This window comes from Actinoplanes subtropicus, from assembly GCF_000721705.1.
Classification (GTDB): Bacteria; Actinomycetota; Actinomycetes; order Mycobacteriales; family Micromonosporaceae; genus Actinoplanes; species Actinoplanes subtropicus.
This window is the reverse complement of sequence record NZ_JOJL01000001.1, coordinates 253,885-276,589: the sequence shown is the minus strand read 5'-3', so window position 1 is coordinate 276,589 and position 22,705 is coordinate 253,885. Positions and strand designations below refer to the sequence as shown.

The following is a 22,705-nucleotide window of genomic DNA, read 5'->3' as shown; positions in this document are numbered from 1 at the left end:
GACCGGCGGCGGGCGGTCGATACGAAGGCTCGTGGACTCACCCGGGCGCCTGCGGCAATGGCCTTCGCTGGGCCGTGACCCGTTGCTGCTCGCTTCGTCGGCCCTGACCCTGGTGGCGGCGGTCCTCTTCGTCGCGCTGGCCGGCCCCTCGGAGACCAGCACGCTCTGGCAGGTCCGTACCTTCTGGGTCGCCCAGCTGCCGCTGGACGCGCTGCTCGCGTACTCGTCGTGGCGGGTCCTGCCGGTCGCCACCGGCGCGACCCGGCGATTCTGGCGGATCCTCGCCGGGGTGGGCTTCCTGTTCCTGACCGGCGACACGACCCAGACCTTCCTGACCTTTTTGTCCCCGCCCGGCACCTGGTCGACGAACGGCGGGATGGTGCAGACCGCGTGCTTCGGCTCCGGCCTGCTGGTGATCGTGGTGGCGATGCTGGTCCATCCCCATCCGGGCCGGTCCGGGCGGGAACGGCTCGCGTTCTGGCTGGACTCCGCGACCGTGCTGGTCGGCGGGGCGGTGATCGCCTGGTGCTTCGCGGTGCAGCCGGGGCAGTCGGACCGGGCCGCCGTGCTCGGGACGCTGGCCGCCGCCGGGGTGGCGATGACCGCCGGGTTCGCCGCGGTCAAGATGATCCTCAGCGGGAACGCGCCGATGCGGAAGTCCGCCGCGATCCCGATGATCACGGCGGCCGCGTTCACCGCGATCGGCCAGTTCGTGGCGCCACCCACGGTCGGTCGCCTGCCGGCCGCGGTCTACCTGATCCGGCTCATGCCGTCGCTGCTGATCGCGCTCGGGCCGCGGATCCAGGAGCTGATCGCCCGCTTCGACCCGGAGCCGTTCGGCGAGCGCCGCCGCAAGCCCTACAGCCTGCTGCCGTACGGCTCGATGGTGATCGCCTTCATCGCCCTGATCGTGGTCATGCCCGGCGGCGTGGACGCCCGGCTGTGGGGCGTGGTGGCCGGGCTCGGCGCGATCTGCCTGCTGGTGGCCGGGCGGCAGTTGGCGGCGTTCCACGACAACAAGGACCTGATCAGCCGGCTCGATTCGACCCTGGCGGAGATGTCCTACCAGGCGCACACCGACGGGCTGACCGCGCTGGCCAACCGCACGCACTTCTACGAGCAGCTGGAGGCCGCGCTGGAGCGTACGTCCGGGGTGTCGGTGTTGCTTGTGGATCTTGACGGCTTCAAGGCGGTGAACGACACGCTCGGCCACGCGGCCGGCGACACGCTGCTGATCTCGGTGGCCGACAAGATGCGGGCGGCGCTGCGGGCCGGCGACGTGGCGGCGCGGCTGGGCGGCGACGAGTTCGCGGTGCTGCTGCGCGACTGCGCCGGCCCGGAGGCGGAGGACACCGCGCGCCGGATCCTCGAGGCCCTCGCGGTACCGGTGGAGATCGACGGGTCGGCGGTGCGGGCGAACGCGAGCATCGGCGCCGCCGCGGCCGAGCCGGGCGAGGGCGCGGGCGCGCTGATCCGGCGGGCGGACGTGGCGATGTACGCGGCCAAGTCGGCGGGCAAGGGCACGTGGAAGCGCTACCACGCGGAGATGGAAGCGCCGCTCCCGATCCCTTGATCGCGGGTACCCTTCCCGGATGCCGCAGCGGAGGATGGCCTGGCTCGACGCGTTGCGGGCCGTCGCGGCCCTGCTCGTCGTCTACGCGCACCTGAGCCACTACCTGCTGCGCGGCGCCCGGGACGTGTCGGCCGAGTGGCTGCACGCCGGGCCCGCCGGGGTGATGCTGTTCTTCCTGGTCAGCGGCTACATCATTCCGGCGTCCCTGGAACGGCACGGCGACCTGCGCCGATTCTGGATCGGCCGGCTGGCCCGGCTCTACCCGCTCTACCTGGTGGTCTGCGCGCTGATGGCGGTGAGCGTGCCGCTGACCGTGGCCGGCGCGGTCGCCCACCTGACGATGCTGCCGCAGTTGCTGGGCGCGCCGCTGCTCACGCCGGTGGTCTGGACGCTCAGCTTCGAGATGGCGTTCTACCTGATCGTGGCGGCCCTCTTCGCCCTGCGCGTGCACAAGGCGAGCGCGGCGGCGGCGATCGCCTTCGCGGTGGCCGGGGTGGCCACCGCTCCCCTGTCGCCGAGCCGCCTGGCCGGCCCGGCCCTGCCCTTCCTGGTGGCGGCGGTGCTGGCGCTCGGCCTGGCCGCGCTGACTGCCCGCCGCCGCCCGGCGGTCCTGACCGGCGCGATCCTGCTGCTGGCGCTGGCGCTCACCCTGCTGCTGGCCGACCAGGACGCGTCGCACGTCTGGGACGGCCTGCTCATCCCGGCCGTGATGTTCACCGGCACCACGATCTACCGAGCCCAGCACGGCCAGATCCCCAGGTGGCATGCCGCCCTGACGATCGCCGTGGTGGCCGCGGCCCTGCTCACCAACTGGTTCGCCGAGCTGGTCGCGCTGCATGCCTTGATCCCCCGATACCTGGCCCGCTCGGTGATCACGCTGACCGTGATCGGCGGCGCCTTCGCGATCGGGCTGGCCTGCCGGAACCGCCGGGTGCCCCGCTTCCTGGCCTGGCTCGGACTGGTCAGCTACTCGATCTACCTGATCCACGTGCCGCTGATCGGGCTGCTGGCGCCCTTACTGACGACGCTCGGCGAACGCTTGCACGGACCGGTCGAACTGCTCGCGGTGGCCGGGTTCCTGGGCCTGCTCCTCGGGCTTTCCTGGTTCGCCCACCGCTTCATCGAGGTGCCGGGGCAGCGCCTTGGCCGCCTGCTGGCCCAGCGCGGCGGTAAGCACCATGACGGCGCCGAGGAACAGCCGGTCGGCCGTGCTGTCGGCGTTGCTGACCAGCCCGAAGGCGCTGTGCGCAACGAGCGCGCCGCAGCAGAGAGCGACGAGGTGGCGCGGGGTCAGCTGCCGGCCGCGCAGTAGCAGCAGCGCGCTCACGGCGATCAGCGCGGCGGCGGCCATCCGGAACAACGGCCACCAACCGTGCCGCTCGGTGTCGTCGAACGGCCAAAGCAGGGCAAGGAAACCCAACGTGGCGACGGCCGCGCCGACCGCGAGGATCGCCGGCCGGGTGGGGGCGGAGCGGGCTGCGGCCGGGCGAGCCGCAGCCCGGCGAGCCGCAACCCAGCGGGCGCCAGCCGAGCGGGCGCCAGCCGAGCGGGGCGTCGGGCGCAGTCGGAGGCGCAGGCCGAGCACCAGGAAGGCGATGGCCAGCGCCGCGACGATCGCTATGGCCAGTGGCGGCATGGTGTAGCCGGGGTCTTCCGAGGGCGGGACGGCGACCCGGATCAGGGCCGCGCCGAGCAGGGCGAGCACCCCGCTCGCGATCAGGCCGCCGCGGCGCAGGTAGGGCCGTGGGCCGTGCCGGCGGAAGAGCAGCTCGACCAGGACGACTGGGATCGTGATGCTGAAGACCGCGTGGTAGACCAGGTTGAGCTCCGTGTAATCCGTGTTCACGCCGAGGAGCCGGGGCGCCCAGCCGGCCGCGCCGTACAGGTGGGGGCTGGTCAGGCTCTGCAGGGCCAGGCCCTCCTCGACCAGGCCGTAGGCGACGCCGAGCAGCAGCAGGTTGAGATGCCCGCCGCCGGTGCGCCGCCACGCCTCGCGCAGGAACAGCGCGCCGCCGGCGTAGACCGGCGCGAAGACCAGCAGCGCCCAGAACATCCGCAGTGGCACCGTGCCCAGCGTCGCCTCGGCGACCACCGGCGCCAGCACGGCCAGCGTCAGCGCGGCCCGCCGGTTGCGCGGCCGCGGGTCGGGCACCCGTGGAAAGGCGGCCCGCATGACCGGCCGGTTGACCGCGACGACCAGCGCGGCGAGCAGCGCCAGCTGACCGGCCTCGAGCGGGCGCAGCCACACCGGATACGCCCCGGCCGCCAGCTGCCAGGCCACCACCACGAACCCGGCCGCCGAGACGAACCGCACCCGGCGATACGCCGTGGACGAGCCGGCCCGCAGCCGACGGATCACCCAGACATACAGAATCGCGACCAGGAAGACCAGGATCTGGTTGGGCCCCAGGGTGGCGGCGTGCGTGACGAGCGTGAGGACCGCGAACGAGACGCCGGCGACGACGCTCGCGACGAGCAGGCCGACGACCAGGCGAATCGCCCTCTGCTGCGGCAGTGACGTGGTCATGCCGAAGACGTTAGGGATCGGGCAAGATCATTACGTCGGACCACGGTCCGATATTCGGCCTCCTACCTGAGGAGGAGCGTCGGGCTCAGGAGGAGGGCCGGGGCCGGACCACCCCGAGGTCGTACGCGAGGACGACGGCCTGCACCCGGTCGCGCACCTCGAGCTTGCGCAGGATCGCCGACACGTGCGTCTTCACCGTCGTCTCGGAGACCACCAGCCGGCCGGCGATCTCGGCGTTCGACGCGCCCCGGGCCATCAGCGTCAGCACCTCGCGCTCCCGCTCGGTGAGCCGGTCGAGGCTGCCCGCGGGCGCGGCCGGCGTCACGTCGGTGACCAGGAACCGGTCGAGCAGCCGGCGGGTCGCGGTCGGGCCGAGCAGCGCGTCCCCGCCGGCCACCACCCGGATCGCCTCGACCAGGTCGGCCGGGCGCACGTCCTTGAGCAGGAAGCCGCTCGCCCCGGCCCGCAGCGCCGCATAGAGCGGCTCCTCCAGGTCGTACGTGGTCAGGATGATCACCTTCGGGGCGTCCGGCGCGGCGGTGAGCCGGGCGGTCGCGGCCACCCCGTCCACGCCGGGCATCCGCACGTCCATCAGCACCACGTCCGGCCGGGTCTGCTCGGCCAGCCGGATCGCCTGCTCGCCGTCGCCCGCCTCGCCGACCACCGCCAGGTCGTCCCGGGACTCGAGAATCATCCGGAACCCGGACCGGACGAGCGCCTGGTCGTCGGCGATCAGCACCTTGATGGTCACGGCCGCTCCCGTAGGGGAAGGCGGGCCTCCACCTCGAACCCGCCACCCGCGCGCGGCCCGGCCGCCAGCGTGCCGCCGAGCAGCCCGGCGCGCTCGCGCATGCCGAGCAGCCCGTGCCCGCCCTCGCGAACGGACCCGCCGCCCGTCCCGTCGTCGCGCACCCGCACACACAACTCCGACTCGTCGATCCGCAGCAACACCTCGGCTGCCGAGGCACGGGCGTGCCGCAGCGTGTTGGTCAGCGCCTCCTGGACTATCCGGTACGCCCCGGCCTGCACGCCCAGCGGCACCTCGCCGGTGCCCTCCCGCCGCAGCGTCACCCGCAGCCCGGAGTCGCCCATCGTGCCGGCGAGCCGTGGCACGTCGTCCAGGGTCGGCTGTGGCGCCGCGTCGTCCTCCGCCTCCTCGCGCACGGTCCGCAGAAACCCGCGGAGCTCGGCGAGCGCCTGCCGGCCCGCCTCCTCGGTGCGCCGCACGGCCGCCCGGGCCTGGGCCGGGTTCGACTCCCAGACGTCGTCGGCGGCGGCCGCCTGCACCACCATCACCGAGACCGTGTGCGAGAGGACGTCGTGCAGGTCGCGGGCGATCCGGGCGCGCTCCTCGAGCACCGCCTGCCGCCGCTCGGCCACCCGCCGCGCGCCGCGCGCCCGGGCCAGCGCGCCCCAGCTCCAGGCCAGCAGCACCGCGCCCAGCCAGAGCCCGGCGAGATCCCAGCGGCCCCGGGCCGCCGCCGGGAGGCACGCGGTGAGCACGGCGAACCCCACCACCCAGAGCGTCTCGCCGGCCGGGCGCAACCAGGCATACGTGCACAGCACCACGAAGGCGATCCCCGGCCCGAAGCCCGGATGGAGCGCCTGCAACCCGGCGCTGATCAACAAGACCGCGACCGTCACCGGGGCCGGCCGGTCGCCGAGCCACCACAGGACCACGCCCTGCGCCAGGATCAGCCCGGCCGCCAGGATCGGCGCCGAACCGCGGACCGCGACCGGCGCGGACGCCGCCGAGCCGTAGACGACGATCGGCGCCGACGCCGCGACCGAGCCGAGGACGAGCAGCACGCGCCATCGCGCCGGCAGGCGAGCCGAGTAGCCGTCCCCCATGACGGCTCACGCTACCCGGCGCGCACCCCGGCCACGATCACCTCGGTGCCGGTGCGGCGGATCGCCTCGACCGCGGCCGGGTCGGCGCTCGCGTCGGTGACCAGCGCCGACACGTCGGTGACCGGGCAGATCCCGGCGAGGCAGACCTTGCCCAGCTTGGAGCCGTCGGCCACCACGATCACCCGGTCGGCGCGGCGGATCATGGTGGCGTTGGTGTTCGCCTCGATCTCGTCGTGCGTGGTGAGGCCGCCGCGGGCGCTGATGCCGTCGACGCCGACCACCGCGACCGCCATGTTGAGGCCCTGCAGCGCCTGGTCGGCGATCGGGCCGACCAGCTCGTACGACTGGGTGCGGGAGACGCCGCCGGTCATGATCAGCTTGAGGCGGGGGCGCAGGGCCAGCTCGGCCGCGATGTTCAGCGCGTTGGTGACCACGGTCAGGTCGACCCGCTCGGCGAGCAGCCGGGCCAGCAGGTGTGTGGTGGTGCCGCCGGTCAGGCCCAGGGTGAGCGGGCCCTTGGGCAGCAGGTCGAAGACGGTCTTGGCGACCAGCGCCTTCTCCTCGCGGTGCTGGCCGACCCGGTAGCGGACCGGCAGCTCGTAGGCGACGTCGACGGCGACCGCGCCCCCATGCGTACGGGAAAGCAGCCGTTGATCTTCGAGTACCTGCAGGTCGCGGCGGATGGTGGCGGGCGAGACGGCGAACTCGTCGGCGAGGTGGCCGGCGTCGACCGAGCCGTGGCTGGCGACCCGCTCGAGGATGGCCGACACCCGGTCGGCCCGGCGCAGTGAGCTCATGGGCCCCTCTTCCGGCAATGATCAAACGAGCAGTCAATGTAGTTCGTTTTCAAGCGATACACCAGTTGGTATTGCGCGTTGTTGGCGAGCACGCCAAGAATCCGCCCATGACCGTGATCGCCTTCCTGGGCGCCGGCAGCGTGGTGTTCACCCGCGAACTGCTGGCCGACATCCTCTCCTTCGACGAGTTGCGCGACGTCACCCTGTCCCTGCACGACATCGACCCCGAGCGGCTGGAGACGGCGTCGGCGATCGCCCGTCGCACCGCCGACCAGCTCGGGTGCAAGCCGGCGATAAGGACCAGCCTCGACCGGCGGACCTCGCTCGAGGGCGCCGACTTCGTGATCAACTCGATCCAGGTCGGGATGTATCCGGCGACCGTGCGCGACTTCGAGATCCCGGCCAAGTACGGCCTGCGTCAGACGATCGCCGACACACTCGGCGTCGGTGGCGTCTTCCGCGCTCTTCGGACATTTCCGGTATTGGATGGCATAGCGCGAGATATGCAGGAGGTCTGCCCGGAGGCTTGGCTTCTCAACTACACGAACCCCATGGCCATGAACATCGCATACCTGGCAAAAAGGGCGCCAAGCCTCAAGGCCGTCGGCCTCTGCCATTCCGTATTCTGGACCGTGCACGACCTCGCCGAGCTGCTGGACGTACCGCTGGGCGAGATCGACTATCTCGGCGCGGGCGTCAACCATCAGGCCTGGCTGCTCCGCTTCGAGCACCACGGCGAGTCGCTCTACCCCCGGCTGGACGCGCTGCTGGAGAAGGACCCCGAGCTGCGCCGGCGCGTCCGGATGGACATGTACCGGCGGCTGGGCTACTTCCCCACCGAGACCAGCGAGCACTCCTCCGAGTACCTCCCCTGGTACCTGCACCACGACGAGGAGATCGCCCGGCTGCGCATCCCGGTCGGGGACTACCTCCAGATCAGCGCCGACAATGTGGCGGAATACGAGAAAACGCGCGCTTCCCTCCAACGGGGCGAGCCCCTCGATCTGACCCGAGCGGCCACCGAGTACGCGCCGCAGGTCATCCACAGCATCGTCACCGGCACGATGCGGCGGATCCACGCGAACGTCCCCAACCACGGCCTGATCAGCAACCTCCCCGAGGGCTACGCCGTCGAGGTGCCGGCCGTCGTCGACCGGCTCGGCGTCCGCCCGGAGCGGGTCGGTGCGCTGCCCACCCAGTGTGCGGCGCTGAACCGGAGCTTCGTCAGCGTCGGCCAGTTGACCGTGCAGGCGGCGCTCACCGGGGACAAGCGGATGGTCCGGCAGGCCGCGATGGTCGACCCGAACACGGCCGCGACGCTGACCGTGGACCAGATCTGGGAGCTGTGCGACGAACTCACCGCCGCGCACGGGGACTTGATGCCCGACAGCCTCAGGTAGACAAGATAGAACGCACACTCTGGATTGTTCGTTTGATGCGCACATCTTGTGGATCGATCACAAACGAGCATAATCCTCGGACATGAATGACACCGCGGCCGAGATTGCCAGCCAGCCGGACGTCTGGCTGCAGAGCCTGGCCCTGACCGACCAGGCGCAGCACGAGCTGATCGCTCCCGGCGAGCGGATGCTCGTGCTCGGCTGCGGCACCAGCTGGTTCGTCGCGCAGGCCATCGCCGAGCTCCGGGAGGAGGCCGGCTTCGGGGAGACCGACGCGGTCTGCGCCTCGGAGTTCCGCCCCCGCCGGCATTACGACCGGATCGTCGCGGTCACCCGCTCGGGCACCTCCACCGAGGTGCTCGAGGCGCTGCGGCGGGTCCCGGCCGCGACCCGCACGGTCGCGATCACCGCGGTGCGCGGCGAGCCGGTCGACGACCTGACCGACACGCGGCTCGTGCTGGACTTCGCCGACGAGCGCAGCGTGGTGCAGACCCGTTTCCCGACGACGGTGCTGGCGCTGGCCCGGCACGCCTTCGGACACGACATCGCGGCCGTGGTCAAGGACGGCCGGCGGGCGTTGGAAGCGGACCTGCCGGCCGACCCGGCCGACATCGACCACCTCGTCTACCTCGGCACCGGCTGGACCTACGGACTGGCCAACGAGGCCGCGCTGAAGGTGCGCGAAGCGGCCCAGGCCTACTCCGAGTCGTACCCGGCCAAGGACTTCCGGCACGGCCCGGTCGCGGTCTGCGGGCCGCGCTCGCTGGTCTGGTCGCTCGGCGACACCGACCCGGACCTGGACGACGTGGCCCGGTCGGCCGGCGCCACGGCGTACCGCGATGAACTGGATCCGCTTGCTCAGCTAGTGCTCGCCCAACGTTTCGCGCTGGCGTCGGCCGCCCACCGCGGTCTCGACCCCGACCAGCCCCGACTGCTCACCCGATCCGTCGTCCTCGCCTCCTGAGCCCACCCAGACGAACATCGAGGTGCCCCTGATGACTGACAACCTTCGGCGACGCCGGGTGTTCCGGCTGATAGCGGGCGGCCTCGGCGCCGCACTCACGCTCTCCGCCTGCATGGGCGGGACGACCGAAAGCGGCAAGGACGCCGCCGCGGGCTACGACCCGAAGGCGAACGTCGAGATCACCTGGTGGACCGGCCAGCCCGACGAGCAGGAGAAGGTGGCCGAGCAGTTGGCCGCCGAGTACCACACCGCACACCCGAACGTGACCATCAAGGTCTCGTCCGGGGCGCCGACCACCGACGACCTGATCACCAAGCTGTCGGCGGGCTTCACCGGCGGCAGCTACCCCGACATCTCGTACGCCTACGGCAACTGGGCCGGTGATCTCGGCGCCAGTGGCAAGACGCAGGACCTCACCTCGTACGTCAATGATCCGTCCTTCAAATGGACCGAGATCCCGGCCGCCGCTCGCGAGGTGGCGACGGCGAACGGCAAGGTCATCGGGATCCCGGCGCTGGTCGACAACCTCGCGCTGATCTACAACAAGAAGCTCTTCGACCAGGCCGGGCAGGCCTATCCGACGGATAGTTGGTCCTGGGACGACTTCCGGGCCGCCGCCAAGAAACTGACCAACACCGCGACCAAGACGTACGGGACGGCCTACTCGGTATCCGGCAGCGAGGACACCACCTGGCACCTGTGGCCGATGCTCTGGCAGCACGGCGGCAAGATCCTGGACGGCACGAAGCCGGCCTTCAACTCGGACGCCGGGGTGGCCGCGCTCGAGACGCTGCGCCAGATGGCGGTCGACGACAAGTCGATGTACCTCGACCAGACCGACGAGAAGTACGGCCCGCTCTTCAACAGCGGGCACATCGCGATGATGCTCTCCGGGCCGTGGTCCCTGCTGGACATCAAGGCCGCCAAGCTGGACTACGGCGTGGTCGACCTGCCCGGCTACAACGGCGACCACCAGACCGTCTCCGGGCCGGACCTGTGGGTGCTGTTCAACCACGACGACGTGAACCGGGCCGGCGCCTCCCGCGACTTCGTGAAGTGGCTGACCAGCACCGAGATCGATCCGAAGTGGAACCTCGCGGTGGGCAACCTTCCCCTGCGTACGAGTGAGAAGGACACGCCCGAGTTCGCCACCTACGTCAAGGAGTACCCGGGCGGCCAGAAGTTCTTCGACAACCTGGCCAACGCCAAGCAGGCCCGGCCCACGCTGCCCGGCTACGACGAGCTGTCGCACAACGTCGGCGACGCAATCGCCAAGGTGCTGCAGGGGCAGGCGCAGCCCAAGGCCGCGCTGGACGAGGCGGCGAAGAAGTCGGCCACCGCCGTGGGCAACTGATGGCGACCACGTTCGCGGTCACCCCGCGTACCCACGCGAAGCCCGTCTCCGCACAGCGCGGCCCCCGCGGCCGCGCTGTGCGGCGGAGCCTCACCGGCTGGGCCTTCGTCGGACCGGCCACCGTGATCGTGGTCGGGCTGTCGATCTTCCCGGCGGTCTGGGCGTTCTTCATCTCCCGGGCCAAGTGGAACGGCATCTCCCCGGGCGTGCCGGTGGGCTGGCGCAACTACCAGCAGCTGGTCCAGGACCCGGACATGATCGCGGCGACCCAGCACACGCTGATCCTCACGGCGATCTTCGTGCCCGGCTCGATCGCCCTCGGCATTCTCATCGCGGTCGCGCTCAACCAGCGGATCCGGCTGATCGGCTTCTACCGCACGTGCATCTTCGTGCCCTACGTGGCGTCGGCCGCGGCCACCGGCATCCTGGCCGGCTTCGTCTTCAACCCGCAGTTCGGCGCGGCCAACGACATCCTGCGCCACCTCGGCCTGCCGCAGCAGCAGTTCCTGGAGAGCCGGCACCAGGCGCTCTACATCATCTGCCTGATCCTGCTCTGGGGCGAGGTCGGCTTCACCACGGTGATCTACCTGGCCGCGCTGCAGGACATCCCGCGCGAGTTGGTCGAGGCGGCGACCATGGACGGCGCCTCGAAGTGGAAGGTGTTCCGCCACGTCACGCTGCCCGAGCTGCGGCCGGTCACGGTCTTCGTGGCGGTCTGGCAGACGATCACCGCGATGCAGCTGTTCGACCTGGTCTACACGACCACCCGCGGCGGGCCGCTGAACAGCACGCAGACGATCGTCTACTACATCTACGAGCTGGCCTTCCAGACCCAGAGATTGGGGTACGGGGCGGCGGCCGCCTACTTCCTGTTCATCGCCACGATGATCCTCAGCCTCGGCGTGATCCTGTACGGGCGCCGGCGCGGCTCGGAGGTGTTCTGATGCGTCGTTCCTGGCGGCTCCCGTTCAGCCCCTGGCACCTGCTCCTCATGCCGCTGGCGCTGATCTTCGTGCTGCCGCTCGTGCAGATGGTGCTCACCTCGTTCATGAGCAGCGCCGAGATCAACCAGTTCCCGCCCCGGCTGATCCCGACCAGCCTCCACCTGGAGGGCTACCGGCACCTGTTCGCCGAGACCAAGGCGCTGCGCTGGTTCCTCAACACGGTGATCGTCTCGGGCATCGCGGTCGTCGCGCACCTCGTGCTCTGCTCGATGGCCGGGTACGGGTTCGCCCGGCTCAAGTTCGCCGGCCGCGGGCTCGCGTTCGTGCTGATCCTGGCGACCGTGATGATCCCGATCCAGCTGCTGATGATCCCGACCTACCTGATGTTCGCCCGGATCGGGATAGTGGACACGCTCGCGGCGGCGTTCGTGCCGTGGCTGGCGTCGGCGTTCGGCATCTTCCTGATGCGGCAGTTCTTCCTCGGGCTGCCGGTCGAGCTCGAGGAGGCGGCGCTGATCGACGGGTGCGGGCGGTGGCGTACGTTCCGCAGCATCGTCCTGCCGCTGGCCAAGCCGGCGCTGACCACGCTCGCCATCATCACGCTGCTGTGGAGCTGGAACGACCTGCTGTGGCCGCTGGTGGCGATCTCGGACGACACGAAGTTCACGCTGCAGGTGGGGCTGGCGAACTTCCAGGGCATGCGGCGGACCGAGTGGTCGCAGCTGATGGCCGGCAACGTGCTGGCCACCATGCCGCTGATCCTCGCGTTCCTGTTCGCCCAGAAGAAGTTCATCGCGACGATGACCTTCACGGGCATCAAAGGCTGATCGGGAGCAAAGGGTGACCGGGCGTCAAAGGCTGATGTCGTCCAGCGTGGCCTGAGCCGCCGTGCCGCCGGCGGCCCGGGTGCTCAGCGAGCCGGCGATCGCGGCCCAGCGGATCGCCTCCGCCATCGGGCGGCCGCCGAGCCGGGCGGCGAGGAAGCCGGCGTTGAAGCTGTCCCCGGCGCCGGTGGTGTCCACGACCTCCACCGTCCGGCCGGGCGCCGCGCAGGTGCCGCCCGGCCACCAGGCCCGCGCGCCCTCCGCGCCGTTCTTCATCACGACCGTCGTGCCCTGTTTGACCAGTTCGGCCGCGGCCTCGTCCGTTTTGTCCCTCTCGGTAATCGCTCGTAGCTCGTTCGCGTTGGGGAGGAAGACGTCGGTGTGCGCCAGGATCTCGTCGATCGACTCCCACTTCTCGGCCGGATCCCAGTTCGTGTCGAGCGAGGTGGTCAGCCCGATTTCGCGGGCTCGGGCGAAAATTCCGGCAAGTCCGGCGGCCAGGGCCGGCTGGAGATACAGCGACGAGACGTGTAGGTGCCCGGCGCGCCGCAGCAACACGTCGGTGACGTCGTCCGGCCGCAGCGCCGGGATCGTGCCGGGCAGCGTCAGGATCCCCCGGTCGTCCTTTTCGGACAAAATGACGCTTATCCCGGTCGGCGCGCCCCGGCCGTCGGCGGCCAGCAGCGTGACCTCCCGCCGCTTCAGTTCGTCCCGTACGACCCGGCCGAACACGTCGTCGCCCACCGCCGCGAACAGCGCCGTCCGCAGCCCGAGCCGCGCGCACCCAGCCGCCGTGATCCCCGCCGAGCCGCCCAGCACCAGCTCGGCCGCGGTCAGCAGCTGCTCGGCCTGCCCGAACCGCGGGCGCACGTCGCCGCGCAGCAGTAGGTCGGGATTGGCGTCCCCGATCACCAGAACGTCGAACTCGGCCACCGCCGCCTCCACTGTCCATATGAACAATCCGAGAGCACCATACGCGCATGATCGGCTATTGACACGTGCGCGTTCGATCAGATCCAATCGACATCGACGCGATCGAGCCCAGCCGGTATCCAGCCCGGCAGTCCGGTTCGCCAGGGCCGGAGGCCGGCCCGAGGCGGGGCAGATCCCTTTCGGAGCCCCGGCATGATCGTCACCGTCACCCTGAATCCGGCCCTCGACCTCACCTACGCCGTCGACGCCCTGGTGCCGCACGGCACGCACCGGGTCGCCGCGGTCGCCGAACGCCCCGGCGGCAAGGGCCTCAACGTCGCGCGCGTCCTGCACGCCCTGGGCGAGCCGGTCCTCGCCACCGGCCTGCTCGGCGGCCCCACCGGCGATCGCGTCGCGTCTCTGCTCACCGCCGAGGGGGTGCGCTCCAGCTTCGTGCGGATGGTGGGCGAGACCCGGCGCACGGTTGCGGTGGTCGACGGAGCCGATGCCACCGGCTTCTGGGAGCCCGGGCCGACGGTGACGCCGGGCGAGTGGTCGCTCTTCGTCGCCGAGTTCCGCGAGCTGCTGGGCCCGGCCACGGTGGTCACCCTGAGCGGTTCCCTTCCGCCAGGCGTCCCGATTGACGCGTACGCGTCATTGATCGCCCTCGCCTCCGCGGCGAACGTCCCGACCCTGCTCGACACCAGCGGCCCGGCCCTGCTCGCCGGCCTGCGCGCCACCCCGTCACTGGCCAAGCCGAACATCGACGAGCTGACCGGCGTGCTCTCCCGGCAACCCGGCCCGCAGGGGCTGGCCGACGCGGTCCGCGCCGTCGCCGCCGGGCCGGTCGTCGTCTCCCGGGGGCCGGCCGGGCTCATCGCCATCGCCGGCGACGAGGTGTGGGAGTGCGCGCCGCCGGTGCCCATCGAGGGGAACCCGACCGGCGCCGGCGATGCCTGCGTCGCCGCCCTGGCCCGGGGCCTGCGCGACCGCACGCCCTGGCCCGACCTTCTGCCCGACGCCGTCGCGCTCTCGGCGGCAGCGGTGGCCGCGCCCGAGGCAGGCGCCTTCGACCCCGGCATCTACCGGCAGACCCGGCCCACCGTCACCCCCGCAGGAGGAAACCATGCTCGCGCCCACCGGTGATCTGGTCTGCGCCGCGCATGCCGCGCGGGGCGCGGTCGGCGCCTTCAACGTCATCACGATCGAGCACGCCGAGGCGATCGTGGCCGGGGCCGAGGAGGCCGGGCTGCCGGTGATCCTGCAGGTCAGCGAGAACGCGGTGCGTTTCCACCACGGTCGGCTCGCGCCGATCGCGGCCGCCGCGCGCAGCCTCGCGGAGGGGGCGGCGGTGCCGGTCGGGCTACATCTCGACCACGTGGAGTCGGACGAGTTGCTGGGCCAGGCGGCGGCGAACGGGTTCGGGTCGGTCATGTATGACGCGTCCCGCCTGCCGTATGCCGAGAACGTGGCCGCCACCGCCGCCGCCGTGCGCCGGTGCCGGGCGGCGGGGCTGTGGGTGGAGAGCGAGCTGGGCGAGATCGGCGGCAAGGGCGGGGCGCACGCGAAGGGGACGCGCACCGATCCGGACGAGGCGGCCGCCTACGTGGCCGCGACCGGGGTGGACGCGCTGGCCGTCGCGGTCGGCTCGGCGCACGCGATGACCACCCGCAGCGCGCGGCTCGACCACGACCTGATCGCCCGGCTCGCCGCCGCGGTGCCGGTGCCGCTGGTGTTGCACGGGTCGTCGGGGGTGCCGGACGAGGAGCTGAGCGAGGCGGTACGCGGCGGGATGGCGAAGATCAACATTGGCACGGCCCTGAACACGGCGTTCACCGGGACGGTCCGCTCGGCGCTCGGCGACCAGCCCGATCTGGTCGATCCACGGCGGTATCTGGCGTCGGCCCGGACGGCGATGGCGGAGACCGTGACGGCCGCGTTACGGATCCTCAAATCGGGTGTAATCCCCGCGTAACCTCAAGAAAGATCTACAGCCTGCGCACAGGTTCTCCTTAGAGTCCGCGTAGCACTTTTCGCCACAGTTGCCGCATGACGTTGACGCTCGACCCTGCCTCGGCGCTGGACTCACCCTCCGCCGCGCCCCGGCGTCGCTCCTGGCTCGGCGATCCGGCGTGGGCCCGCCCCGCGTACTGGGTGCTGCTGGCCGCGACCGCGGTGCTCTACCTGTGGAACCTGTCCGCCTCCGGGTGGGCCAACGAGTTCTATGCCGCCTCGGCGCAGGCCGGCTCCCAGTCGTGGAAGGCGTTGCTGTTCGCCTCGCTCGACGCCGGCAACGCCATCACGGTCGACAAGCCGCCCGCGGCGATGTGGGTGATGGGCTTGTCCATGCGGCTGTTCGGGGTGAACAGCTGGGCGCTGCTGGCTCCGCAGGCGCTGATGGGCGTGGCCAGCGTCGCGCTGCTGTATGCGGCCGTGCGCCGGTGGTTCGGGCCGGTGGCCGGGCTGCTCGCCGGGGCCACCCTGGCGGTCACGCCGGTGGCGGTGCTGATGTTCCGGTTCGACAACCCGGACGCGCTGCTGGTGCTGTTGATGACGGCGGCGGCGTACGCGACGGTCCGGGCGGTCGAGAAGGGCTCGTGGAAGTGGCTCGCGCTCTGTGGCGTGCTGCTGGGCTTCGGCTTCCTCACCAAGATGATGCAGGCGTTCCTGGTGCTGCCCGGGTTCGCGCTGGTCTACCTGGTGGCGGCGCCGATCGGGCTCTGGCGGCGGATGCGTGACCTGCTGATCGCGGGGGCCGCGCTGGTCGTGTCGGGCGGCTGGTTCGTGCTGCTCGTGTCGCTGTGGCCGGCGTCGTCGCGGCCGTACATCGCGGGCTCGACGAACAACACGCTCTGGGAGCTGGCGATCGGCTACAACGGTCTCGGCCGGATCTTCGGCGGCAGCGGCAACCCGGGCGGCAACGGCGGCGGCCCCGGCGGCGGTGGCGGGGGTGGTGGCGGTGGCGGCATGTTCGGCGGCACGACCGGCATCACCCGGATGTTCGGCGACTCGTTCGGGCTCGAGATCTCCTGGCTGCTGCCGGCCGCGCTGGTCGCCCTGGTCGCCCTTCTCGTGGGTACGGCGCGGGCGCCGCGCACCGACCGCACGCGGGCCGCGGCCATCCTCTGGGGTGCCTGGACCGTGGTCACCGCGTTGACCTTCAGCTACATGAGCGGGATCGCGCACCCGTACTACTCGGTCGCGCTGGCGCCGGGGATCGCCGCGCTGGTCGGGATCGGGGCGACGGTGCTGTGGAGATGGCGGTCGCACCTCCTGGCCCGGGTGGGGCTGGCGGCGATGGTCGCGGTCACCGCGTGGTGGGACCACGAGCTGCTCGGCCGGGTGTCGTGGGCGCCGGCGCTGCGGTGGTTCGTGCTGGTCGGCGGCCTGATCGCGGCGGCGGCGCTGCTGGTGCCGGGGTCGCTGCTGCGCCGGGCCGGCGTGGTGGCGGTGGCAGCGCTCGCGGTGGTGACCACCGGGGCGGCCGGCGCGGCGTGGGGCGTCGGGACGGCGGGGACGCCGCACAACGGATCCATCCCGACGTCCGGACCGGCCGGGGTGTCGACCGGCGGGTTCGGCGGCGGCCCGGGCGGATTCCCCGGCGGGGGCTTCCGCGATCGCGGCAACAACGGGGGCGGGTTCCCCGGCGGCGGCTTCCCGGGCGGCGGCAACCTCCCGGGCGGCACCACCGGAAGCCAGAACGGCGGGACCGGACAGAACGGCGGCACGGGCCAGACCGGACCGGCCGAGCCGAACGGCGGCACGGGCCAGACCGGGCAGAACGGGCCGAACAGCGGGACCAGTCAGGGCGGCGGGACTGGGCAGAACGGCGGCGGGGGCTTCCCCGGCGGCCGGATGGGTGGCGGCGGCGGTTTCGGGGGCGGCCAGGCCAACTCCGAGGTGGTGGCGCTGCTGAAGGCGACCACCGGCCGCTGGGCGGCGGCCACGAACGGCTCGATGCAGGCGGCGCCGCTGCAGCTGTCGAGTGGCCGCCCGGTCATGGCGATCGGCGGCTTCACCGGTAGCGACCCGTCCCCCACGCTCGCCGAGTTCCAGGCGTACGTGAAGGCCGGCGAGGTCCACTACTACATCGGTGGCGGTGGTGGAGGCGGCGGCTTCGGCCGCGGCGGCGGATCGATCAGCTCGTGGGTCGAGCAGAACTTCACCGCGACCACGGTCGGCGGCAGCACGATCTACGACCTGACCAAGCCGAAGACCACCGGCTGACGCACGGTCCGGAACGGCCGCCGATCCACGTGACCGGCGGCCGTTTTCGCGCGGCGGGTCCGGTTCTTGGAGGGAGGTCTTGGGCCGGTTACAGCCCGGCGGCCGCAGTCGGGGCGTAAGCCACGACGGCGTTGGGCACTCGATCGGGGACTTGGCGTAAATCCCGTATCATATGGTCTTCTGCATTTGGTAGTTAAGCGACCATTCCGAGGCCATGGTCGGTGTTGTTGAGACGGCGGCCGCCATCAGCCGTCACCGTGACGATGTCCTCGATGCGGACGCCGAATTTGCCGGGTAGGTAGATGCCGGGCTCGATCGAGAAGCACATGCCGGGCACGAGCTGCTGATGCTCGCCGGCGACCAGGTAGGGCGGCTCGTGGGTGGTCACGCCGATGCCGTGGCCGGTGCGGTGGATGAAGTACTCGCCGTAGCCGGCCTCGCGGATCATCTGGCGGGCCACCCAGTCGATCTCCTGGCAGGCGATGCCGGGGCGGACCGCCTCGAACGCGGCCTGCTGGGCCTCGCGGACGATGGCGTGGATCTCGCGGACCTCGTCGGAGGGCTCGCCGACGGTGACCGTGCGGGTGGTGTCGGAGCCGTAGCCGTCGAGCAGGCCGCCGAAGTCGAGGACCACCGCGTCGCCCTCCTCGATCACGCGGCGGCCGGCCTCGTGGTGCGGGTTGGCGCCGTTCGGGCCGGAGCCGACGACGGTGAAGTCGACCTGTTCGTGGCCGAACTTGCGGAGCAGCGCGGCCAAGTCGGCGGCCACCTCGGTCTCCCGGCGGCCGGCGAAGCGCGCGCCGAGGATCTCGCCGTAGGCGGCGTCGGCCGCGGCACCGGCGGCGGCCAGGCGGGCGAGTTCGTGCTCGTCCTTGATCGCGCGGAGCATCGGCTGGCAGACCGAGAGCGCCTCGTACGCCGTGCCGGGCAGCGCCTTCTGCAGCCCGAGCAGGTGCATCGCCCAGGTGGAGTCGGAGATCCCGTACCGTCCGTCGGGGCGCAGCAGAGGCGCGACCGCCTGGTAGGGGTCGCTGCCGTCGGCCCAGTCGACAAGGGTCAGGGCCGGCGCGCCCACGGCGGCCGCGGCGTCGGGCCGTTCGAGCGCGGGCACCACCAGGGTCGGCGGCCGGTCGGGGGTGAGCACCAGCAGGGTGAGGCGCTCGGTCACGGCGGTCGGCCGGTACGCGGTGAGCCAGGACAGGTCGGGCCCGATACCGACGAGGATGCCGGAGAGGCCGGCGGCCGTGGCAGCGTCGACCGCCCGACGCATCCGGGCCGCGTAGTCGTCGGTGGTGAACGGTGCGGACATGTAGCCAGTATCCCGGCCGGAGACGCGAACGCGCCTCATCCGCCGAGGGGGATGAGGCGCGGCGCGTGCCGACAGAGCCTGTTGAAGGGCCCGCGTCAGATAAAGGAGCGGAGCAGGACGATCGCGAAGAACACGACGATGAAGGCCAGGTCGAAGGAGGCGCCGCCGACCCGCAGCGGCGGGATGACCCGCCGGACCGGCGCGAGGATCGGCTCGGTGACCGCGGTGACGCCCCGGGTCAGCCGATATCGCACCGACCCGGCCGTGGACGGGCCGGCCAGCACGACGGACCAGTCGAGCACCGCGCGAGCGACCAGCAACAGTTGCAGCAGGAGCAGGACCAGGCTGACGAGGGCGAGCATCATTCCTCCAGTTACCGAACGGGGTAGCTGCTACTACTGTGCGTCGGATTTCTGTGGAATCGCTGAGCACGCCCTGTGCGGCCCTATTGGCAGTGCCAGACGACCGCGCGGATGGTGTCCGAGGCGTCGTCGGACTGGCCGGCGATCACCTTGCCGTCGTCACTGATCGTGTTGGCGATCGTGGAGAGGGTGCCCGCCTGATGGTTGGCCACCTCGGGCAGCACGATCTTGTTGCCGCCCGCGACGTACGTGGCCCGGCCGTTGATGATGCCGGTCGCCCAGCCCTGCGCGTTCACGGCGTCGACCATGTCGTCCCAGCCGCGGGTGTCGGACTGCACCTCGCCGGTGCGGACGTTCCACCGGACCGGCGACACCTTTCCGCCGCCGGCTCGGGACTGCAGGGAGGCGGCGGTGGCATCGGCCACCCCCGTCGCCCAGCCGTTGCGGATGCTCATGACCCGCGCGCTCGCCGCGGGCTTCCCGTTGATCATGGGCAGCGGCAGGGCGCGGTGGGTGCCGTCGGCGAACCAGACATACGGCACCTTGAGGTCGAGGCTGCCCACCACGGTCCCGTCCTCGTCGATGTCGCTGGCCGCGGAACTCTTGGTGCCCGCCGGCACCGGCAGCAGGATCGGCGCGGCGTGCGCCGACGGCCAGGCCACCGCGTGGTCGCCGGCCACGCCGACGATCGCGCCGGCTCCGTTGATCGCGTTCGCCGAGCCGCTGGTCACGCCCTTCAGTTGCACAATCTTGCCGCCGGTGTACGCGAACGGGACCGAGACGCTGTCGCCGGTCTTGGTCGGCAGGTAGCTCCAGCCGACCGCCTCGCCCTTGGCGTTGACATCCACCAGGTCCTCTTCGAGGTCGCCGGGGAGCATCACCTTCGTCGCGGCGCCGGCGTGCCAGATGACCGCCTGGTAGCCGCCCTTCGGGTAGGAGCGGCCGACGAACCAGCTGCCGGTCGGGTCGCCGCCGACGACGATCGCCATGGCCACGCCGTCGGGCACCGGGAGTTTCTCGATCGTGCAGCTGCTCGGCGGGATCGCCGCCGGGGGAACCCAGTCCTTGGTGCCCGGGATCGTGTAGTCGCCCTTGGCCGGGGCACCTGAATGGGACGGCGAGGCGGCCACGGCCGTGGTCCGCTTCGGGCCCGCGCCGTGCTGCCCCACCGCCACGGCCACCCCCGCCACCACGAGCGTGGTCACCGCCGCCACGCCCGCATAGCCCACCCCCCGGCGCACCCGCCGCTTCCGCCCGGCGGTGATGGCCCGCGTTATGTCCACGGTCGACGGCGTCGGCGGCTCGGGGTCGAGCGACCGGAGCAGGTCGATCTCGGTTGGCATTGTCGTCTCCTCATCCTCGGCCCTGTCTCACGGCCCGGTCTCACCACCGGGCCGCGGACTCGATATCTGTGCTCTCGATATCTGTGCTCACGACCCCCGCCGGCCGGGCACGGCATCCGCGGTGAAATCCGCGAAGTCGTGCTCGCCGAGCAGGCGGCGCAGCGTGGCAAGCCCGCGAGAGGTCTGGCTCTTGACCGTGCCGGCGGTGCAGCCGAGCATGGCCGCGACCTCCTCCACCGACAGGTCGTAGTAGAACCGCAGCACCAGAACGGCCTGCTGACGGCGGGGCACGCGGCGCAGGGCCGCGCGCACCACCTGACGGTCCTCGCTGCCGCCGTCGAAGAACGGCGGCGGCTCGGGCATCTCGCGAAACAGGCGGACCCGGGCCCAGGCCAGCCGTTTCTCGTCCAGGAACGTCCGGACCAGCATCGTGCGCACATACGCGTCGAGGTTGTCGGCGGCTCTCGCCCGCCGCCACTTCACGTACAGCGTCGTGATGGTCTGCTGCACCAGATCGTCGGCGCGATGTGCGTCGCTGGTGAGGAGATACGCCAGGCGCCGCAGCGCGGGAATCCGCGCCGAGACGTAGTCGACGTAATCCTCTTCCGAACCGTCCGGCATCGCCCGTCCCTCCGTTGGGTTTGTCCACCCCTGAGACGGGGTCGGGCGGCGGTCCGGTTGTCAGCTACGGCAGAAGATCTTCAACCAGGGTGGCGACCGGCCCGGGACGAGCCGAGGCGAAGCCCGTGCCCGCCCACAGGTGTAGCGCGCTCTGGTCGCCGCGCGGCCGCCGCGGCCCGGATCGGCGCGGTCAGATGGTGGATCGCCGGATAGCCGACCGGCGCCACCGCCGAATACTCGTCGATGAACCGGTTCCGCAGCCCGCGCGCCGGCTGCCCGGTGAAGGCCCTGGTCACCACCGTCTCCCGATAGTCGCCGGAGAGCAGCGCGGCCCGGTGCGGCGCCCGGGTGCCGGCCTCGTCCGCGAGCAGGAAGGAGGTGCCGCACTGCACCGCCGCCGCGCCCGCGTCGAGCAGGTCGCGCACGTCGGCGGCCGAGGTGACGCCGCCGGCCGCGACGATCGGCAGATCGGTGACGGCGCGCACCGCGGCCAGCACCCCGGCCGCCGTGGACGTGCCGCGATAGCCGAGCGGGTCGAAGGTGGAGGAGTGCGCGCCGGCGGTGCCGCCCTGGGCGATCAGCGCGTCGGGGCCGGCGGCCAGCGCCTGGCGGGCCTCCTCGGCGGAGGTCACGGTGATCAGCACCGCGGAGCCGGCCGCGCGCAGGGCCCGCACCGACCGCGGGCCGGGCACCCCGAAGGTGAAGCTGACCAGCGGAATCCCGTACGCAACAGCGATTTGGATCTTGTCTTCGAAATGGTCGTCGTCGTCGAGGCGCAGCGGTGGCAGGTCGACCTCGTAGCGATCCGCCTCGGGCTGAAGCAGCCGCCGGTAGCGCTCGAGCGGCTCCAGGTCGGCGGGGGCCGGCCGGGGGACGAAGATGTTGAGCCCGTGCGGCACTCCCCCGAGCGCCCGCAGCTCCTCCTCGACCGCCGCCGGCGTCTGGTAACCGGCCGCGAGGAAGCCCAGCGCGCCGGCCCGCGCGGACGCAGTGACCAGCGACGACGTCGAAGGACCGCCGGCCATCGGCGCGACGATCACCGGACGCAGGAGGTCTCGCATCCCCCGACCCTATCCAGGCTCGGATAGGGTCGGTCCATGCCCGAGCCCGAGCAGTACCGGGTCGATCTGGCGTACCGGCTGGCGAGCCTGGCCGGGCGCAGCGCCGGCACGCAGAGCAAGACGTGGTTCTTCGACCTGGCGGCGCCCGACTGGGCGGAGTTGCTGCACCGCGTCTTCTACGACGCCAACGTGGGCCTGCGCCGGCGCGAGCCGAACGACGAGAACTGGCTGGCGCTGGACGACTACCAGGTCAGCCCGGTGTCGGTCGACACGATGCTGGCCTGGGACGGTGAGGCCACCGCCGAGAAGGCCGCCGCGCATCTGCCGTGGATCCTCTCCTCCGGCGCGGTGACCTGGGAATACACGTCGTGCTATCGGGTCGACGAGGCCGGCGGCTACGACGGGATGACCGGGAACGACTTCTCGGAGCTGGTGCTCTACCGGGCCATGGCCGCCGGCCGGGTCACCGACGAGCAGGCCCGGGAGTTCCTGACCAAGCTGTACCCGGGCAACGGCGACTCGGTCTTCGCCGACCGGCGGGACCGGATGGCGAACCTGGTCACGGTGCGCCCGACCAGCGCCTTCCGGCGGGCGCCGGGCAGCCGGCCGTACGCGTCGGGACCGGTCTAGCGGGCT

The 22,705-nt window shown here is 71.8% G+C and carries 20 protein-coding genes; 11 read left to right on the top strand and 9 right to left on the bottom strand.

Translation table 11 applies throughout. The annotated features are described in order from the left end of the window. Positions 1-31: 31 nt before the first annotated feature. Together IH26_RS0101295 and IH26_RS0101290 are read left to right on the top strand one after the other, a co-directional pair. Complete coding sequence (locus IH26_RS0101295; protein WP_030434210.1) at positions 32-1,573, top strand: GGDEF domain-containing protein; 1,542 nt, start codon at positions 32-34, stop codon at positions 1,571-1,573. A 19-nt stretch (positions 1,574-1,592) separates the two neighbouring features. Then, positions 1,593-2,885 (top strand): acyltransferase family protein, encoded by a 1,293-nt coding sequence (locus IH26_RS0101290; protein WP_084598536.1) that lies wholly within the window; start codon positions 1,593-1,595, stop codon positions 2,883-2,885. 1,300 nt (positions 2,886-4,185) lie between these two features. Here IH26_RS0101290 and IH26_RS0101280 read toward each other — a convergent pair. The 3 genes from IH26_RS0101280 to IH26_RS0101270 are packed head-to-tail and all read right to left on the bottom strand — an operon-like array spanning position 4,186 to position 6,748. After that, positions 4,186-4,851, bottom strand: a complete 666-nt coding sequence (locus IH26_RS0101280; protein WP_030434207.1) for a response regulator — start codon at positions 4,849-4,851, stop codon at positions 4,186-4,188. Next, complete coding sequence (locus IH26_RS0101275) at positions 4,848-5,951, bottom strand: sensor histidine kinase (protein ID WP_030434206.1); 1,104 nt, start codon at positions 5,949-5,951, stop codon at positions 4,848-4,850. The genes IH26_RS0101280 and IH26_RS0101275 overlap by 4 nt, the downstream gene beginning before the upstream one ends. 11 nt (positions 5,952-5,962) lie before the next feature. Continuing rightward, positions 5,963-6,748, bottom strand: coding sequence for a DeoR/GlpR family DNA-binding transcription regulator (locus IH26_RS0101270; protein WP_030434205.1), 786 nt, complete (start codon positions 6,746-6,748; stop codon positions 5,963-5,965). Positions 6,749-6,855: 107 nt separating this feature from the next. Between IH26_RS0101270 and melA the strand changes: the two genes are divergently transcribed. From melA to IH26_RS0101245, 5 genes are all read left to right on the top strand, one after another. Further along, entirely contained in the window at positions 6,856-8,148 is a 1,293-nt protein-coding gene (melA, locus tag IH26_RS0101265) for an alpha-glucosidase/alpha-galactosidase (protein ID WP_030434204.1), read from the top strand. Positions 8,149-8,230: 82 nt separating this feature from the next. After that, positions 8,231-9,112, top strand: coding sequence for an SIS domain-containing protein (locus IH26_RS0101260; protein WP_030434203.1), 882 nt, complete (start codon positions 8,231-8,233; stop codon positions 9,110-9,112). A 31-nt stretch (positions 9,113-9,143) separates the two neighbouring features. Continuing rightward, on the top strand, positions 9,144-10,466 hold the full coding sequence (locus tag IH26_RS0101255; RefSeq protein WP_030434202.1) for an ABC transporter substrate-binding protein: 1,323 nt from the start codon (positions 9,144-9,146) through the stop codon (positions 10,464-10,466). After that, a complete protein-coding gene (locus IH26_RS0101250; protein ID WP_030434201.1) occupies positions 10,466-11,410 on the top strand; it encodes a carbohydrate ABC transporter permease in 945 nt (314 codons plus the stop codon). The genes IH26_RS0101255 and IH26_RS0101250 overlap by 1 nt, the downstream gene beginning before the upstream one ends. Continuing rightward, positions 11,410-12,237 carry a carbohydrate ABC transporter permease gene (locus IH26_RS0101245; protein ID WP_030434200.1) on the top strand — a complete coding sequence of 276 codons (828 nt, stop codon included), beginning with the start codon at positions 11,410-11,412 and terminating at the stop codon, positions 12,235-12,237. The genes IH26_RS0101250 and IH26_RS0101245 overlap by 1 nt, the downstream gene beginning before the upstream one ends. Before the next feature lie 24 nt (positions 12,238-12,261). On the opposite strand, the gene IH26_RS0101240 is transcribed toward IH26_RS0101245, so the two are convergent. Next, positions 12,262-13,167, bottom strand: a complete 906-nt coding sequence (locus IH26_RS0101240) for a carbohydrate kinase family protein (protein WP_245664863.1) — start codon at positions 13,165-13,167, stop codon at positions 12,262-12,264. Positions 13,168-13,359: 192 nt separating this feature from the next. Between IH26_RS0101240 and IH26_RS0101235 the strand changes: the two genes are divergently transcribed. The 3 genes from IH26_RS0101235 to IH26_RS0101225 all read left to right on the top strand — a co-directional run bounded on the left by IH26_RS0101235 (position 13,360) and on the right by IH26_RS0101225 (position 17,373). Then, positions 13,360-14,292 carry a 1-phosphofructokinase family hexose kinase gene (locus IH26_RS0101235; protein WP_030434198.1) on the top strand — a complete coding sequence of 311 codons (933 nt, stop codon included), beginning with the start codon at positions 13,360-13,362 and terminating at the stop codon, positions 14,290-14,292. Continuing rightward, positions 14,273-15,121 (top strand): class II fructose-bisphosphate aldolase, encoded by an 849-nt coding sequence (locus tag IH26_RS0101230; protein WP_030434197.1) that lies wholly within the window; start codon positions 14,273-14,275, stop codon positions 15,119-15,121. Before IH26_RS0101235 ends, IH26_RS0101230 begins: the two co-directional genes overlap by 20 nt. A 74-nt stretch (positions 15,122-15,195) precedes the next feature. After that, on the top strand, positions 15,196-17,373 hold the full coding sequence (locus tag IH26_RS0101225; protein WP_030434196.1) for an ArnT family glycosyltransferase: 2,178 nt from the start codon (positions 15,196-15,198) through the stop codon (positions 17,371-17,373). A gap of 193 nt (positions 17,374-17,566) precedes the next feature. On the opposite strand, the gene IH26_RS0101220 is transcribed toward IH26_RS0101225, so the two are convergent. The 5 genes from IH26_RS0101220 to IH26_RS52920 form a co-directional block, all read right to left on the bottom strand. Next, the gene (locus IH26_RS0101220; RefSeq protein WP_030434195.1) at positions 17,567-18,682 is read right to left on the bottom strand and encodes an aminopeptidase P family protein; all 1,116 of its coding nucleotides are present in this window, start codon (positions 18,680-18,682) and stop codon (positions 17,567-17,569) included. Between the two features lie 95 nt (positions 18,683-18,777). After that, a complete protein-coding gene (locus tag IH26_RS0101215) occupies positions 18,778-19,047 on the bottom strand; it encodes a YggT family protein (protein WP_030434194.1) in 270 nt (89 codons plus the stop codon). An 80-nt stretch (positions 19,048-19,127) separates the two neighbouring features. Then, positions 19,128-20,387 (bottom strand): hypothetical protein, encoded by a 1,260-nt coding sequence (locus IH26_RS0101210; RefSeq protein WP_030434193.1) that lies wholly within the window; start codon positions 20,385-20,387, stop codon positions 19,128-19,130. An 87-nt stretch (positions 20,388-20,474) separates the two neighbouring features. Then, positions 20,475-21,008: a SigE family RNA polymerase sigma factor gene (locus IH26_RS0101205; protein WP_034213180.1), complete on the bottom strand. Its 534-nt coding sequence runs from the start codon at positions 21,006-21,008 to the stop codon at positions 20,475-20,477. 80 nt (positions 21,009-21,088) lie between these two features. Beyond that, a complete protein-coding gene (locus IH26_RS52920) occupies positions 21,089-22,069 on the bottom strand; it encodes an NAD(P)H-dependent flavin oxidoreductase (RefSeq protein WP_245664862.1) in 981 nt (326 codons plus the stop codon). Between the two features lie 36 nt (positions 22,070-22,105). On the opposite strand from IH26_RS52920, the gene IH26_RS0101195 reads away from it, so the two are divergent. Further along, complete coding sequence (locus tag IH26_RS0101195) at positions 22,106-22,699, top strand: hypothetical protein (RefSeq protein ID WP_030434191.1); 594 nt, start codon at positions 22,106-22,108, stop codon at positions 22,697-22,699. The last annotated feature ends 6 nt before the right edge of the window (positions 22,700-22,705 follow it).

Excerpts from the sequence above, each read along its gene's own strand:
- IH26_RS52920 (WP_245664862.1), bottom strand. The coding sequence starts at position 22,069 with ATGCGAGACCTCCTGCGTCCGGTGATCGTCGCGCCGATGGCCGGCGGT.
- IH26_RS0101275 (WP_030434206.1), bottom strand. The coding sequence starts at position 5,951 with ATGGGGGACGGCTACTCGGCTCGCCTGCCGGCGCGATGGCGCGTGCTG.
- IH26_RS0101255 (WP_030434202.1), top strand. The coding sequence starts at position 9,144 with ATGACTGACAACCTTCGGCGACGCCGGGTGTTCCGGCTGATAGCGGGC.
- IH26_RS0101235 (WP_030434198.1), top strand. The coding sequence starts at position 13,360 with ATGATCGTCACCGTCACCCTGAATCCGGCCCTCGACCTCACCTACGCC.
- IH26_RS0101210 (WP_030434193.1), bottom strand. The coding sequence starts at position 20,387 with ATGCCAACCGAGATCGACCTGCTCCGGTCGCTCGACCCCGAGCCGCCG.
- IH26_RS0101250 (WP_030434201.1), top strand. The coding sequence starts at position 10,466 with ATGGCGACCACGTTCGCGGTCACCCCGCGTACCCACGCGAAGCCCGTC.
- IH26_RS0101195 (WP_030434191.1), top strand. The coding sequence starts at position 22,106 with ATGCCCGAGCCCGAGCAGTACCGGGTCGATCTGGCGTACCGGCTGGCG.
- IH26_RS0101225 (WP_030434196.1), top strand. The coding sequence starts at position 15,196 with ATGACGTTGACGCTCGACCCTGCCTCGGCGCTGGACTCACCCTCCGCC.
- melA (WP_030434204.1), top strand. The coding sequence starts at position 6,856 with ATGACCGTGATCGCCTTCCTGGGCGCCGGCAGCGTGGTGTTCACCCGC.
- IH26_RS0101215 (WP_030434194.1), bottom strand. The coding sequence starts at position 19,047 with ATGATGCTCGCCCTCGTCAGCCTGGTCCTGCTCCTGCTGCAACTGTTG.
- IH26_RS0101205 (WP_034213180.1), bottom strand. The coding sequence starts at position 21,008 with ATGCCGGACGGTTCGGAAGAGGATTACGTCGACTACGTCTCGGCGCGG.
- IH26_RS0101260 (WP_030434203.1), top strand. The coding sequence starts at position 8,231 with ATGAATGACACCGCGGCCGAGATTGCCAGCCAGCCGGACGTCTGGCTG.
- IH26_RS0101220 (WP_030434195.1), bottom strand. The coding sequence starts at position 18,682 with ATGTCCGCACCGTTCACCACCGACGACTACGCGGCCCGGATGCGTCGG.
- IH26_RS0101245 (WP_030434200.1), top strand. The coding sequence starts at position 11,410 with ATGCGTCGTTCCTGGCGGCTCCCGTTCAGCCCCTGGCACCTGCTCCTC.
- IH26_RS0101230 (WP_030434197.1), top strand. The coding sequence starts at position 14,273 with ATGCTCGCGCCCACCGGTGATCTGGTCTGCGCCGCGCATGCCGCGCGG.
- IH26_RS0101270 (WP_030434205.1), bottom strand. The coding sequence starts at position 6,748 with ATGAGCTCACTGCGCCGGGCCGACCGGGTGTCGGCCATCCTCGAGCGG.
- IH26_RS0101290 (WP_084598536.1), top strand. The coding sequence starts at position 1,593 with ATGCCGCAGCGGAGGATGGCCTGGCTCGACGCGTTGCGGGCCGTCGCG.